Consider the following 14,248-nt stretch of genomic DNA (forward strand, 5'->3'; position numbering starts at 1 on the left):
CTAAGATTGAATTAGTTCGTTACTTTCTTCAGGCCGCTGTCCGACTTCACATAAACGGCATCGTCGATTACGAATGCGATTGGCGTTCCGGGTGCGGCTACAACTTCGCTTACGTTGCCTTCTAGTTTGCCAAGCGTCGTTACTGCCCCTGTAGCGATGTTTACTTCGTAAGCGCTTGTTACGTCCGCGGAATCCGCAAGAGCGTAAATTTTGTCGCCGACTACGATAGCTTGCAATACATCTTTATCGCCGATCAGCTTCGTTACTGTTTTGTCCAGTGCCACGGCTACGAGCGAAGATGGCTTGTTGTCTTCAACGCTTACGTAGAACGCTTTGCTGCCGTCTGCCGCTCCGCCTACGAACACTTTGTCATCTGTTGTCGTCGTCAGTTTTACAGGCTTGCTGTCTTTCACCGAGAAATCAAAGCTGTACAGCTGCGGCTCCGTACCCGTGTTGTCGATTGCCACATCGTCATCATCAACCGGTTTGTTGGCATCGGCAGTTACGGCGCCCGGCTTGATAACCGTGTAGAAGAACTTCTTGCCGTCAGCGGAAACAGCCAGTCCGGATTTATAATCCACTTTGTCGTCCAAAACTTTCGTAATTACGCCATCGGCAACGTTCAACTTCGCGATGACGGAGCCTTTATCACCTTGGAGGAAGTAGATCGCGGAGCTGTCAGCCGACCAGACAAGCTCTGGTTTAATGGAGTTGTCTGTCGATACCGCTTTGGCAGCCGGAACCTTGCTGGTCAGATCGATGACATTTACGATGCCATCCCCATCTGTGTAAACAGCCAGCTTGCCATTAGGAGCTACAGTCAGGTCGGAAGCCGCTGTGGAAACCAGCAATTGCGTATATGCACCTGTGTGAGCGTTAACGATATAGTCGATACGGCCTTCTTCAGTCAATTGGGATGCCAGCAAACGATCTGCATCTATCCAACGAATGTCATCCGCGTGGACTTTAGCTACTGCATCAATTGCGATCAAGCCGGAAGCATCAGTCGAGGAATCAACACCAAACGCGCTTACAAAATCTTCGAGCGCTACATAATAGCTGCCGTTTACGCTTTGTACCGCTTGCTCTAAACTTATTGCCTCTCCGTCAACCAATGCAGCATTCGAACCTGCATGAAGCTCGATCGCGTGGTTGTTGAAATATGCCGTTACGCCCGATTTAACATTGACCATGAATTGCACGCCTGCCGCCGTTCCCAAATCTCTCAGTGCGTAAAGCACGGTATTGTTTGCTTGGATGGAACGGACATGGAATGCCGTGTCATTGATTGTGATATTTACCGTCGTTGCGTTTGTTACGGATGCGGCGGAGACTGCACTCACTGCCGAAGTACTCAGTGCTGCGGCAAGCGCGGAAATCATTAGCGTTTTTTTCATAGACATTTAGCTCGTATCACCCTTCTGGAATGGTTTATTGTCGTTTTCGTTATGTACAATTCTGATTATAAGTACCCATTGTAAAACGGCAGTTAATGGTGAGGCTGGTATTGTAAAGCAGCGGTTAATGTATTGTGAAGGATTTGTTAAGATGTGCCATTTGGCCTAATTGACCGGTTTAGACCATCGAAAGATTGGGTAAACGGCTTTCAACTTTCGACCGCACCAAAAAAGCCGCCTCTCCCGCCTGTCGGCATTGGAGAAACGGCTCTGTACTACGTGATGGAACCTTAAGTTGGCGTCGACTTGGTAAAGTTAATAATCTTGCTGGTCAGATAGCCCCCGTTGCTGATTCCGATTAGCCCAATAAGCTCCTCCGGCAATGCAGGGAAACTTTCAATCGCATCTAGGCCTTGCGTCATCAGAGTCGAGTAGATCGTAACGGAGTAAATCATTAACGCCATCATGGTAAAGAGGAACATCTGCACCTTGGCTATGTCGATGTAGGCATGGTTCTGCATTTCTTCCCCTTCAAAAATATCGCTGAACTGCGCGTCCTTGTAAGATGGGTTCGCATAGAGCGTCCCCTGCATGCTTGTTTCGATTTCCTGCGCACTCATGTTGTAGGCTTCCGCGGCACTTTGCACGAGCTGATTCTTAAGCGAGTCATCAATCGCACGGTTTTTCTTCGCTCCGTTAATCATGGGACTAAATATAGCCGACACGCTGCTGATGCCCATGAGGGCGAGCACAGTGGAGTCAAACTTGAGCTGCAGCGGATGTTCCGGATGGAGGGCGAGATTTCCTACAAGGATGGTAAAATAAGTCGATGTGAAGAGCACCGTCCACAGCGTAATCTGCAGCCTGGACAGACTCATGAGGTTTCGTTCATTAATCAGGATGCCTAGCGGATGGTTCAGCTTGCCCTTGCCAATGGCGATGATCATATAGAGCTCGCATAGAATGACAGCCGATAGATTATAGCCTTGAGACAGATACCAGGCACTGAGGAACGCAAGTACCAGCGCAACCGTGATATGTACCGTTACTTTAGTAGAATTCCATTGGGGCGGCGAGTTCGGCAGCGGATGAAGTCCATTTATTGCGGCCCTCGTGCGCGGACCTGCTTGGCTGGGCATATCTCTCCCTCCTCCTTTAGTCCCAATTTACCAGAAGGAGGGCGAGTATACTGTCAGTCGGTGAAGTCGAATTTTATTCATTTCGGAGAACTCGAGTCGGCTAATCGGTTTGATCAATCAGCCATTTGTTGTTCTCTTGCTTCAAGACGTACATGATCGTCGTAATCATCGGTTTCTTCTCTAATTTACTGTCCAGGTCTACATAAGCCACATATTCGCCGTATTGATTTTTGCCCACGTTGCGCAATTTGGCTTCGGATACTCGGAATCCGGGCGTAAACTCGCTAATTCTGGTTTTATAGCCGGATGTCAGGATCGCCTTATTGGCGGCATTATCCTCTTCGTTCATATAATTGATATTCCTGTTAATGAGCTTCACGCATTGTAAAATCTCACCTTCGTAGTCGCTCTCATCGATGTAGGTGACTTGCTTGCTATCCGAAGACGCACTCGGCTCCGCTTGAGCACGTTGTCCGAAAATAGCTGCAATGAGGATGAAAGCCAGCAGCGCGGGCGTTATTCGATTGCCGTTCATAGGTAAAAGCCTCCCTTTGTTATTCAATATGAACAAGAAGAGGCGATCTTAATCCAGTTCGATTCCTCCGCATATGCAAAATAAAAAAAGCTGTCTCGAACGTCGCGAGTTGCGCGTTCGGTGACAGCTCTTGTTCATTAATGCGAGGATGTGCCGTATTCGCTGCTTTCCGCCATGGCGTCGAGTTTCTGGCGTCCCATGAAGAAGGCGAATGCCAGCGCAAGCACGGATGGAATGATCGCCCACATGAAGGTGTAAGTGATCGAAGATGAAAGCGCGGCGACGATCTTATCCAGTACGTCAGCTGGGATCTGTTCTCTCGTTTCCGGTGTCAGAATGGCACGCGGATCGCTGAGATCCAGACCCGGCGGCAATGCCGCTGCGTCCCCTCCCGCACCGGCGAAGGAGTCTTTCAATTTATTCGTCATCACGTGACTTTGGACGATACCGAATACGGTAATGCCGATGGTCATCCCGAGCGAGCGAAGGAAGTTAAGCGTTGCGCTCGCAGCGCCGCGTTCCCTTGGGGAGAAGGAGTAGATGGCGGCGTTGCTAAGTACCGAGAACGATGCTCCGATACCAAGACCGACCAAAATCATAAACAACGTTACGATAAACCGCGTCGAATCGACGCCAAGCGTCGTAAGAAGCACGTTGCCCGCAACCAAGATCCCGAGTGTGGGAATCATGATGGAACGGAAGGTCATCTTCGTCATCAAGAAACCGCCGCCCGTCGCCGTAACGACCGTACCGAGCATCATCGGCAGCAGAACCATGCCGGCATTCGTTGCTTTTCCGCCGAGCACGCCTTGAATGAAGATCGGAATGTAAACGGAAGCCGTAATGAACGCCGCGCCGCTGAACATCGCAATCGCATTACTGCTCCAATACAGCCGTTTACGGAACATGTTGAACGAAATGATCGGCTCCGACACTTTACGTTCAATCATGATGAAGGCGATAAGCAATACGGCGAAGCCGGCGAACAAACCAAGAATCATGGAAGAATCCCATGCATACTTCTTGCCGCCCAGCTCAAGGGCGAACATAAGGCACACGATGCCCCCGACAAGCGTGAAAGCGCCGCCCCAGTCGATGCGCTGCTTGGCATGCTCGACCGATTCTTTATAGAAGATGGCAATCATAAGGAAAGCAATCAGTCCAAGCGGCAGGTTGATGTAGAAAATCCATTCCCATGCGATATAGTCTGTAATATACGCACCGAGAAGCGGTCCGAAGATACTCGACATACCGAACACGGCGCCGAATAGACCGCCAAGCTTACCGCGGCTCTCAAGAGGCACGGCATCGAACATAATGGTAAAAGCAATTGGAACGAGCGCTCCGCCGCCGATCCCTTGAATCGCGCGGTAAATACTAAGCTCGATAATGGAATGCGCGGTACCGCAAAGAATGGAACCGAGCATAAAGGTTAATATTCCGAAGATAAAGAACCGTTTGCGTCCATACATATCGGACAGTTTGCCGAAGATCGGCATGCCCGCCATCTCAGCAACCATATAAGCGGATGTGACCCATACAAATTTGTCCATGCCGCCGAGGTCATGAACGATCGTACCCATCGCCGTAGCTACGATGGTGTTGTCCATGGATGCCATAAGAATGCCGAGCAGCAAACCTGCGACAACGATGCCTACGTTACTTCGTTTTGCCATCATTTTGGTAGTTCCCCTCCATTATGTGCATCTTTGTTCTGTCCAGACGGTTCATCCGTCATGCATCGGAGTCTTCGTCATCCAAAGGTGTCGAATTAATCCACACCCGCTCCCCATCCTCCAGCCTCGTCAAGCCGCCATCCTTAATCTCCTGGATAAACGATCGCAGCCAAGCGAGCTCTGCCTCCAACTGGTTGACGATAAACTCCTGCTCAATAATGAAAATCCGTGCAAGTCCTTGCGAAACCGCATAATCGTTCCCCGCACGTCGCTGCACGATATCTTTCTGCACGAAGTTCATTCGCTGCTCCAGCAGAGCAGCCGTTTCCTTCGGTGAAATATGGCCGATAAACGATAATGCCACAGGTAAATGAGGATATTCTTTCACTGGGGCATAAATCAGCTCTCGGATCCAATCGTGAAACTCCGCAACGCCGGCATCCGTCGGCGCATAAATCGTCCGCTCCGGATGTTTCCCTTCCCGCTGGGTTTCCAGCGGCACGATCCACGCTTGCTTCAGCAGCGAATCCACGACCGAATAAAGCGACCCGTTGTTGAGCTTGATCACATCCGGTATTCCGCGCTGCTTCATCGTGGCGGCGATTTCATACGGATGCATCGGTCGTTCATTAAGCAGCGATAAGACGGCTAGAGCCAGCATGTTACTTACTTTTCGTTTGGCCATCCTTCACAGACTCCCTTAAGAATACGATTCGAACCCGTATAGTCCATTTCGACTATACGAAATAGAATGCTTACTGTCAACCGCCTACAGCACGAGAAAATAAAAAAAACCTCGGGCTTATGAGCTATAGGATTAAGCTCCCCCAAGGTTTACATGTACTATAAAGACAGTTTATAGAAGGCTGCCGCATTGCCGCCGTATAATGCCTCCCGCTCGCTCTCGCTAAGCGTTGCGGGCAGTGCTTCATCAAGCACATCGCATACATCCTTATAGCTTCCGGCGAGCAGACAAACCGGCCAGTCGCTGCCGAACATGATGCGTTCCGTACCGAACACCTGCGCAATATGTCTGACATAGCTCGTAAATTGCTCCGGCTTCCAGTCATCATGTGCCGCTTCCGTAATCATGCCCGACAGCTTGCAGTATACGCCCGGATATTGCGCAGCTATCTCGCTCATTTGAGCCGCCCATGGCTCGACGATTCCCTCACGGATTTGCGGTTTGCCAATATGATCGATTACGGCATGCAGACCGGGCACTTGCTTAAGCAAGGCAAGCGTCGCAGGCAATTGATGCGAAACAATGAGCAGATCGACCGGAAGCTTGATTTCCGCCAAGTAACGAAGCGCCTCCAGCGATTGCGGATTCAGCGCCTCGAATGGATCGCTCATATCTTGAATCATCACGCGGATACCGACGAATTTCGGGTGCCGTCGGAAGCCGTCCAAGACGCTGCGCCAGTTCGGATCCCGGAAATCCAGCCAACCTACGACGCCGGCAATGGATTCCGCAGCATCACTGAGCGATAGCATATAGGCTGTTTCTTCGTGCGTCGCCGCCGCTTGGACGACAATCGTGCGCGTAACCCCGGCAGCCTCAAGCGCCGGCTCCAAATCCGCAGGACCGTAATCGCGAAATAAAATGGGTCCCGCTGCCGGTGTCAGCCAGCCGTAGTCACCGCGGTCTAATTTCCAATAATGCTGGTGGGCATCAATTCTTATCATCGTTATTGGGCTCCTTTAAGAATCAATTAGTGGTTGTGAGGTGAAACGCTTCCATGGTATATTTTGGCTTCACGAGTCCTTATTGCTTTGAATTGATATTGATTGGAGGAACACGAACATGAAGATCATGACGTTTAATCTGCGTGTCCATGTTGAATCAGACGGCAACAACGCGTGGCCCAACCGAATTCAAGAAGCAGCCGAAGCGATTAAGCAAGCGGATGCGGATGTCGTTGGCACGCAGGAAGGCACTGCTGCCATGCTGCAGGATCTACAGGCGCTGCTGCCTGACTATCGCTGGCTTGGCATCAGCCGCACCGGCCAGCTGGAAGGCGAATATTGCGCGATATTCTATCGGCATGCATCGCTTGAGCCCGTAGAAAGCGGGCATTTCGGGCTATCTGAAATTCCGGAGCAGCTGGGCTATTCAAGCTGGGACTCCGCATATCCCCGCATGTGCAGCTGGACTAAGCTCCGTCAACAAGGCGGCGCGGAATGGGTCGTGTTCAATACCCACTTGGACCATATCAGTGCTGAGGCTCGTACGAATGGGGTCAAACTGATCGTAGAGCGAATGAAACAGTCATCAGCCCTTGCAGGTGATATCCCCGCTGTTCTTACGGGAGACTTCAATTGCGGACCTGACAGTGATGTGATTGAAGCCTTAAACGAGCTCGAACTCGTAAATGCCTACACATCGCTTGCCGGAGAACCAATCGGCCTCACCTTCCACGACTATCGCGGGGGAGATGAAGGCGTTCCGATTGATTATATTTTTGTGACGCCTAATGCCCAAGTCCTTAACGTCCATATTGACCGAAACCAGTATAACGGCCGCTATCCTTCGGATCATTATCCGGTCGTTGCAACGGTCGAACGTCGATCCTAAAAAAAGGAGTGCCTAGGCACTCCTTTCTCTTTATTCGGTGTCTGCTACGAAACGGTTCGTCAGCGCGCCCAGCTTCTCGATTTCAATCGTTACTTCGTCGCCGGGCTTCAAGTACACTTGCTGCTCAACCGGAAGTCCAAGCACAACCCCTTCAGGCGTACCCGTCAAAATAACATCGCCAGGCACAAGCGTCATATGCTGCGACACATAGCTGACAATCTCATCGCAGCCGAAAATCATATCCGACGTATTGGAGTTCTGGCGTACTTCACCGTTTACGGTGGACTTGATCCACAGATCATTCGGATTGCCAACTTCATCGGCAGTTACAAGGTAAGGACCGAGCGGGCTGAAATCGTCGCAGGATTTGCCAAGCAGCCATTGCTGAGTACGAAGCTGCAGGTCGCGCGCGGACAGATCGTTTACAGCGCAGTAGCCGAATACGTGAGAGAGCGCGTTTTCTTTTGCCACATACTTGGTTTTCTTGCCGATAACGATAACAAGCTCGGCTTCATAGTCCAGCTTCTCCGTAACTTTCGGAACGGCGATGTCTTTCAAATGTCCGGTCAATGTGTTGTTGAATTTATTGAACAGAATCGGATATGCCGGAATCGGAGCATTCGTTTCTTCTGCATGCTTTCGGTAGTTGAGCCCGATGCAAATGATTTTGTTCGGATGCGTGACGCAAGGTCCCCATTCGATTTCGCTTTCTTGACGAACGTAGGCTTCGCCGCCGGCCACTTGAAGGGACTCGATGTAGTTTCTTAGGGAAGCTGTTGCAGCCTCTCCGCCTTCAATGACAGCCATTACCGTCGATGGTACTTCGGCGCTTGCGCTTCCCGCAGATGCCTGAAGGGCTGCTTCTACGTCTACGACACCGTTCTCTGTCACTACGCCAAGTGCATTGCGACCTTGTTTGGAAATGCTAATAAGTTTCATACGTGAATGGGCCTCCGATCTCATAGTAGAAATGAATGAATAGCATTAGAGCGATAGCTGGGATTAGCTGGTTACAATTAAGCGTTCTTGCCGAATACAACGCCGCCGTCCACGTAGAACGGGGAGCCCATTACGAAGGAAGACTCATCGGATGCCAGGAACAACGCTGCTTTGGCAACATCCTCCGGCAAACCAAGCTCTTCGCTCAGCTGACGTTTCTTCAAGCCTGCAATCGCCTGTTCCGGATCGGCGTAAGAGGTTTTCAAGTAGTTTTCTACGAATGGAGTCATGATTGTACCCGGCAGCAGGGCATTAACACGAATATTGTATGGCGCGTAGTCTACTTGCATGGATTTCGTAAGCGCTAGGACTGCACCTTTAGTTGCAGCATATGAAGCACGGCGAGCCAGTCCGATCTCGGCGATACACGATGACATGTTGATGATCGAACCTGCACGGCGCTCCATCATGTGAGGGATCACATATTTGGAAGGCAGGTAGACGCCGCGAATGTTCACGTTAATGACGCGATCCCAAGCTTCCGGCTCGATCTCATGCAGAAGGCCGACGCCGCTGATGCCTGCGTTGTTGAACAATACGTCGATGACGCCATAGTGAGCGATAATTTGATCCACCATGGCAGATACTTCAGCCGGATTGGTGACATCCGCACGGATAAAGATGGCTTCCCCGCCCGCTTCTTGAATCTCCTTCACCGTAGCCGTTCCGTTCTGCTCAGACAGATCGTTGATGACGAGCTTCGCGCCTTCACGCGCAAACAATAGCGCAGTGCTCTTGCCGATGCCGGAACCCGAGCCTGTAATGAGAATTACTTTATTGTGCAACCGCATTCTCTCATCTCCCTTATAGGTTGTGGTTGGGTAGCGATAATCGCTGTGCAAGCCCCGTCATTTCTTCGATGGCTTGGTTCGATTTAACCTCCCATTGGTGAAGCAGCATGGAGCAGCTTACCGCTGCAGCTTGGTTCGCGTTCGTGCCTGCCATAATAGGAGCCGCCACGCAACGGAAGCCCATGACCGACTCTTGGTCGTCTAGCGCATAACCTTGCTTGCGAATGACATCCAGCTGAGCAAACAGCTCATCGCGATTGTCAATCGTAAGAGGCGTTAGCTTCGGCAGCTCCGGCTGCGGGTACAGTGCAAGCCGTTCTTGCTCGCTCAGTTGCGAGAGCATGGCTTTGCCGAGTGCCGTTGCATGAGCGGGAAGCCGCATCCCCGGCTCGGATTGCAGCCGGACCGGCGAAATCGCTTCCACTTTGCCCATGTACAGCACCTGGTCGTCTATCCGCTTCGCGAGCTGAATGGTCTCCTGCAGCCGATCTCGAACCGAAACCGCCTCGTCCAAGAAATATTGATGCAAATCATACTGCTTCAAATACGAGGAGCCGAACTCGGCAAACGTATGACCAAGCGCATACGTATCGCCTGCCGCCCGCTTCACCCAGCCGAGAATTTCCATCGTGCTCAGCAAGGAGAACATCGAGCTCTTGTTGATTTCAAGCTTCTTCGATAAGTCGATCAGCTTATGCTTGGCTGGTTCCTGTGCGATGACGGCCAGCACTTTATCCGCTTTCTCCAGCGCAGGCACCCAGTACTTGCGTTCCTCAGACACGCCAATCGCCTCATCCATTGTTGATGAGTTGGTTTCGTATATAAAACCAACTTCTTTATAGTAAACCGAACTGATACTTTCACTATAGCTCGCCCAGTATGGAATTTCAATAAGAAAATTGGAGATTTTTGAATGGGTTGATTGAGGTCAGGTCGCGGGAATGGGAGGCAGCCAAAGTGATGCTCTCCAAGCAACACATCTGCAGAAGAGCGCCATTATAATCAACACAGGTCGGTTCCGGTCCATCGGTAAGGAACCAGTTACCTCACATTAAACAAAACAGAGCATTCCAGCTTAAAGAGCGGTAACCCGTACCGCACATTCAGCGATATGCCCCATTTTCGACTAAAGAGCGGTTACCGTTACCTCACTTTCAGACACCGAACTCGCCAAACTAAAGCGGGCTACCTTCTATCTTCCATCACCTTCCAATCACCCGGACTAGGGCAGTCTCACCTATGTTCGCCTTTTCATGCGCAACGCAAAAAAGCGAGAGCGGACAATTCGCTCTCGCTGCCAACTTATCACATAAACGGACTTGGCCGCGTCATTTAAACGGACTCGGCTCCTGATTCAGCTTAACGGTGCTGAGGAGGCGTTCCTGATCGATTTTGTAAAACAGCTGGTTGTTTATCACTTCCGTGATTACGGTGTATGCCTTCGTTACTTGCTTGTACGTGCTGTCATCCCCGGGGTTGATGACATTGTAGCGCACGGCGACTTCATAGATCGGCCGGTTCGCGGCATCCTTGCCAACTGTCCTGCCGTCGATTATCTTATAGCTCGAAATGCTCCGCATCGATGAGCCTACCATCCCCGAGAACGGATGCCACACCCGCACATCATCCTGAATCGCCTGCGCGGAGAGCACGAGTTTGAAATCTTCATCCGCATCATACGAGCTGGAGAAAGCACCTTGAAGCGCGGCCATGTAGCGGTTCACTACATTAATGACGCTGTTGTACTGGATATAGCCGGGAAAGGAATCATCCTTCCATATATCAACCGCACCGCTTCCTCCACCCGTGATGCTGACTTCCTTCTTCGCCGAATTCCAAGCCACTTCCCCGCCTAACTGTTCCGACACAATACGAAGCGGCACATATACGCGATCATCACGCAAATACGCCCCACTATCTTTGACAGCTACCCCATTTATTTTCAGCGACAATTGGCCGGCGGCGTATACAGCCGTTCCGGTTGCAAGCGAACAAACGACGCACAATATAGCAATCCATTTCTTCTTCATCCAGACAACTCCTCGCATCCCTTATAATCGGACCTATCTACTATGGACGCTTATAAGCACCAAACAGTTGCGAGCCCAGCCCCTTCGCAGCAAATCTATTGCACCAAGTGCCGCACCTCAGCAATAATATACCCAAAGGGCACCGTATCCCCTACGCACTACGCACCTAATCGAAACCACCGCAGAAAGGAAGTCCGCCGTATGCTGCCTAATCAGAACGGTTCCCCAATCATCAACAGTATTGGAGATATTATCGTACAAGCAGGCGGTCACCATATTGGACCACGCACAATTATCGACTATGAACTGGTCTATTTTCCCGAAGGATCAGGTACGCTGTATGACATCCAAGGGATCCAGCATCGGCTAAGCGCTCCTTGTTTCGTGTTCACGCAGCCGGATACTGTACATCGGTATTTGTTTGACCGCGACCGCAATGTCCGGCATCTATTCGTCCACTTCGACTACGACCTCCTGCGAGAGAAGGATCCGCGATTCAGCGCGCTTCTCAGCACCATTCATGTCGTTCCGGCCGCACCCGGCAGCTTGATCGGCGCCATTATGAATCAAATCGTAGTGGTCGCCAATCATCAATCCCACCACTGGCGGCGCAGGCTCTCCTCCCTGTTAACGACGGCAATCGAAGAATTGGCAGCTTTCGCCGATAAAACGCCGGAATTCGCAATGAGCAGCTACCCTGTGCAAATCGCCAACAGCATCGCCTACATGGAGGAACATCTGACAGAGCCCATTACGATCGAAAATATTGCTCATCAGTCCGGCTGGTCCCATGCGCATTTTACGCGCATGTTCGTCGAAGCTGTCGGCATGTCGCCCAAACGCATGCTGCTCGAACGCAGGCTGCATCGTGCGGAGGAGTTGATGATGAAAGGTGCGGGTACGGTCAAGCAAATTTCCTACCTGGCCGGATTCGGCGATGAGCACCATTTCTCAAAAATGTACAAACGCATCCGCGGCATTACCGCTACCGAATATATCGAGCGCTGCAAAGGTCCGATTTTTCGCCATACGGCAATTGGCGCCGATCCGGACCGCACTTTCGTCAACCGGCACATTGTTGTTAATCCGGATATCAAATAAACACATCGAAAATCGTTTTCCTTCCATTGAAACCGCTCTCTTAATATTGCACAATAAAAGCATATCATCTCGTTACTGGAGGAATAGAATCGATGGCAACTTACTATACGCCTAAGTCCCGTGAACGGGTTGACCGTTATTTGGTCAGTGTGGAGGAATATGCGCATTATCATCGCAACGGTTACCTCATCGTAAGAGGCTTGGTGTCAAAAGAAGACATCGCCGAACTCTACGAGCTCGCCGAGAAGACGAGAACGAAGAATAAGAAACCCGCTCGCGAGTCCGGCGGCAGCGACCCGTTACACGAAGAATTTCTGGATGCGACACGCGTGCACATGCTATCTCGCATCGAGCCATCCGCTGAACGCGGCATGCTGAACCCTCGCATTCTGGATGTGACCGAGGCGCTCATCGGGCCGGATGTATATGCCGTACAATCCATGATGTTCCTGAATCCACCCGGCCGCGGCGGCCAAGGCTGGCATCAGGACGCTTGTTATATCAAGACGCATCCCGACACGCTCATCGGCGCATGGATCGCGCTCGAAGAAGTCGACGAGGAGAATGGCTGCCTGTGGGTCGCACCCGGCTCTAACCATGAACCGATCTATCCGCCTGCCGAAATCGGCGGCGGCAACGTGCATGCCCTGGATGCCTTCTCGAATTTGAACGGCGTGCAGAATGTAAGCCACCTCGACGATGAAGTGAATACGTTATCGAAGGTGGTAGCCAAGTACCCGCCTCCGATCTCGGTGCCGATGCAGCCTGGCGACGTTTTGTTCTTCCACTCGCATCTGTTCCACCGGTCTTATCCGAATAAGACAACGGACCGCTTCCGTCGCTCTTACGTCTGTCACTATTGCAATGCCCGCTCCTGGATACCGTGGGATCATGACGGCTACGAAGGCGATTCCGGCAACTACCGCCAAATTCTCGCCCGCGGCCGCACGCATCTTCCTTATGCCGAGCCGGCTTTCGGCACTGAAGTGTACCTGTACGAAGGCGATGACACGGACGGCAGCGTAAGCATGATGGGCATGGACAACGGCATGATGATGCCGATTGGCCAGAAGAAATAAACCAAGAACGGCTTCTCCTCGCAGTTCATGTGAAGAGAAGCCGTTCTTTCTATTCCGAACAGACCATAATGACGTTATCATCCGGATCCTTCACCGTGAAGAAAGCCAGACGATCGCCATGCCGTTCAATATCGGTAAACACAGGCACACCTTGTGAGGCCAAATAAGCGCGTGCCCCCTCAATATCATTCGTTACCAACATAAACAACGTCTCATAGGTATCGCCATGCCGATAACGGTTGTTATCAAGTAGAATATCGCTGCCGCTCCTCATCCGCAGGCTATAGATGGAGTCTTCCGGCCCAATCTCTTCTAGGCTGTATGCCAGACCCAGCGCCTCGCTATGAAACCTCACAGCCCGCTTCATATCCGTAACATTCAGAAAAACACTGCCGATCTGATTCATGATCGGACTCTCCGTGCCTGCTTCGCGTTCCACGACCTCCGACTCATAATCCGATTGCGTAACCATAACCGAATTGCGATCCGGATCCTCAAAGCGGAAGAACGAGAGTCCCGGATGCGGCCGATCAATTTCGCTGATGCTGCTTATTCCTCTCTCCTCCAGGAATCGGCGAGCCGCTTCTATATCTTCGGTTTTATACATGAATTTGACATGCGGCATGTCAGTCGGCGTGTTGCTCTTGTTATCATCCAGTATGAGGCCTGTCCCTCCTCGTAAGGCCAACCAATAAACATTGCCTCCGTTTAGACGCTCCTGCAATACGGGAAGCCCCATCACCATGCTGTACCACGCTGCGGATCGGCGGAGGTCCGAGACATGGACAAACACGCTTCCCACAACTTGTTGAATCGGGCTGATAACGTTAACCGTCTGAATCCACTCCCCCACATACGTTCGTTAGGTTACGCTCTTCGTCCCAGCCTGTTCCGCGTCTTGCTCCGGCAACTTAACGTTAGTT

The 14,248-nt window shown here is 51.3% G+C and carries 14 protein-coding genes; 3 read left to right on the forward strand and 11 right to left on the reverse strand.

The annotated features are described in order from the left end of the window. Positions 1-11 precede the first annotated feature (11 nt). The 6 genes from I8J30_RS02890 to I8J30_RS02915 all read right to left on the reverse strand — a co-directional run bounded on the left by I8J30_RS02890 (position 12) and on the right by I8J30_RS02915 (position 6,436). The gene (locus I8J30_RS02890) at positions 12-1,403 is read right to left on the reverse strand and encodes a stalk domain-containing protein (RefSeq protein WP_210655206.1); all 1,392 of its coding nucleotides are present in this window, start codon (positions 1,401-1,403) and stop codon (positions 12-14) included. Between the two features lie 284 nt (positions 1,404-1,687). Beyond that, positions 1,688-2,536: a hypothetical protein gene (locus I8J30_RS02895; protein WP_210655207.1), complete on the reverse strand. Its 849-nt coding sequence runs from the start codon at positions 2,534-2,536 to the stop codon at positions 1,688-1,690. Positions 2,537-2,636: 100 nt separating this feature from the next. Next, entirely contained in the window at positions 2,637-3,071 is a 435-nt protein-coding gene (locus I8J30_RS02900; RefSeq protein ID WP_210655209.1) for a hypothetical protein, read from the reverse strand. A gap of 137 nt (positions 3,072-3,208) precedes the next feature. Then, positions 3,209-4,750, reverse strand: coding sequence for an MDR family MFS transporter (locus I8J30_RS02905; protein ID WP_210655211.1), 1,542 nt, complete (start codon positions 4,748-4,750; stop codon positions 3,209-3,211). Positions 4,751-4,805: 55 nt separating this feature from the next. Next, positions 4,806-5,432, reverse strand: coding sequence for a PadR family transcriptional regulator (locus tag I8J30_RS02910; protein ID WP_210655213.1), 627 nt, complete (start codon positions 5,430-5,432; stop codon positions 4,806-4,808). Positions 5,433-5,590: 158 nt separating this feature from the next. Further along, complete coding sequence (locus tag I8J30_RS02915; RefSeq protein WP_240547749.1) at positions 5,591-6,436, reverse strand: amidohydrolase family protein; 846 nt, start codon at positions 6,434-6,436, stop codon at positions 5,591-5,593. Between the two features lie 118 nt (positions 6,437-6,554). Between I8J30_RS02915 and I8J30_RS02920 the strand changes: the two genes are divergently transcribed. After that, entirely contained in the window at positions 6,555-7,325 is a 771-nt protein-coding gene (locus I8J30_RS02920; protein ID WP_210655215.1) for an endonuclease/exonuclease/phosphatase family protein, read from the forward strand. A gap of 30 nt (positions 7,326-7,355) precedes the next feature. Here I8J30_RS02920 and I8J30_RS02925 read toward each other — a convergent pair whose 3' ends face one another. From I8J30_RS02925 to I8J30_RS02940, 4 genes are all read right to left on the reverse strand, one after another. After that, complete coding sequence (locus I8J30_RS02925; RefSeq protein ID WP_210655217.1) at positions 7,356-8,264, reverse strand: fumarylacetoacetate hydrolase family protein; 909 nt, start codon at positions 8,262-8,264, stop codon at positions 7,356-7,358. Positions 8,265-8,341: 77 nt separating this feature from the next. Further along, positions 8,342-9,115 carry an SDR family NAD(P)-dependent oxidoreductase gene (locus tag I8J30_RS02930; protein ID WP_210655219.1) on the reverse strand — a complete coding sequence of 258 codons (774 nt, stop codon included), beginning with the start codon at positions 9,113-9,115 and terminating at the stop codon, positions 8,342-8,344. Positions 9,116-9,128: 13 nt separating this feature from the next. Beyond that, positions 9,129-9,896 (reverse strand): IclR family transcriptional regulator, encoded by a 768-nt coding sequence (locus I8J30_RS02935; protein ID WP_338044783.1) that lies wholly within the window; start codon positions 9,894-9,896, stop codon positions 9,129-9,131. 547 nt (positions 9,897-10,443) lie between these two features. Next, positions 10,444-11,145: a copper amine oxidase N-terminal domain-containing protein gene (locus I8J30_RS02940; RefSeq protein ID WP_210655223.1), complete on the reverse strand. Its 702-nt coding sequence runs from the start codon at positions 11,143-11,145 to the stop codon at positions 10,444-10,446. Between the two features lie 201 nt (positions 11,146-11,346). Here I8J30_RS02940 and I8J30_RS02945 point away from each other — a divergent pair, with 201 nt between their 5' ends. Both I8J30_RS02945 and I8J30_RS02950 read left to right on the forward strand, forming a co-directional pair. Further along, positions 11,347-12,246, forward strand: a complete 900-nt coding sequence (locus I8J30_RS02945; RefSeq protein WP_210655225.1) for an AraC family transcriptional regulator — start codon at positions 11,347-11,349, stop codon at positions 12,244-12,246. Between the two features lie 92 nt (positions 12,247-12,338). Beyond that, a complete protein-coding gene (locus tag I8J30_RS02950; RefSeq protein ID WP_210655227.1) occupies positions 12,339-13,325 on the forward strand; it encodes a phytanoyl-CoA dioxygenase family protein in 987 nt (328 codons plus the stop codon). 49 nt (positions 13,326-13,374) lie between these two features. Here I8J30_RS02950 and I8J30_RS33870 read toward each other — a convergent pair whose 3' ends face one another. Next, positions 13,375-14,178 carry a VOC family protein gene (locus tag I8J30_RS33870; RefSeq protein WP_210655229.1) on the reverse strand — a complete coding sequence of 268 codons (804 nt, stop codon included), beginning with the start codon at positions 14,176-14,178 and terminating at the stop codon, positions 13,375-13,377. Between the last annotated feature and the right edge of the window lie 70 nt (positions 14,179-14,248).

This window comes from Paenibacillus lignilyticus, assembly GCF_017942085.1.
Lineage (GTDB): Bacteria > Bacillota > Bacilli > Paenibacillales > Paenibacillaceae > Paenibacillus_Z > Paenibacillus_Z lignilyticus.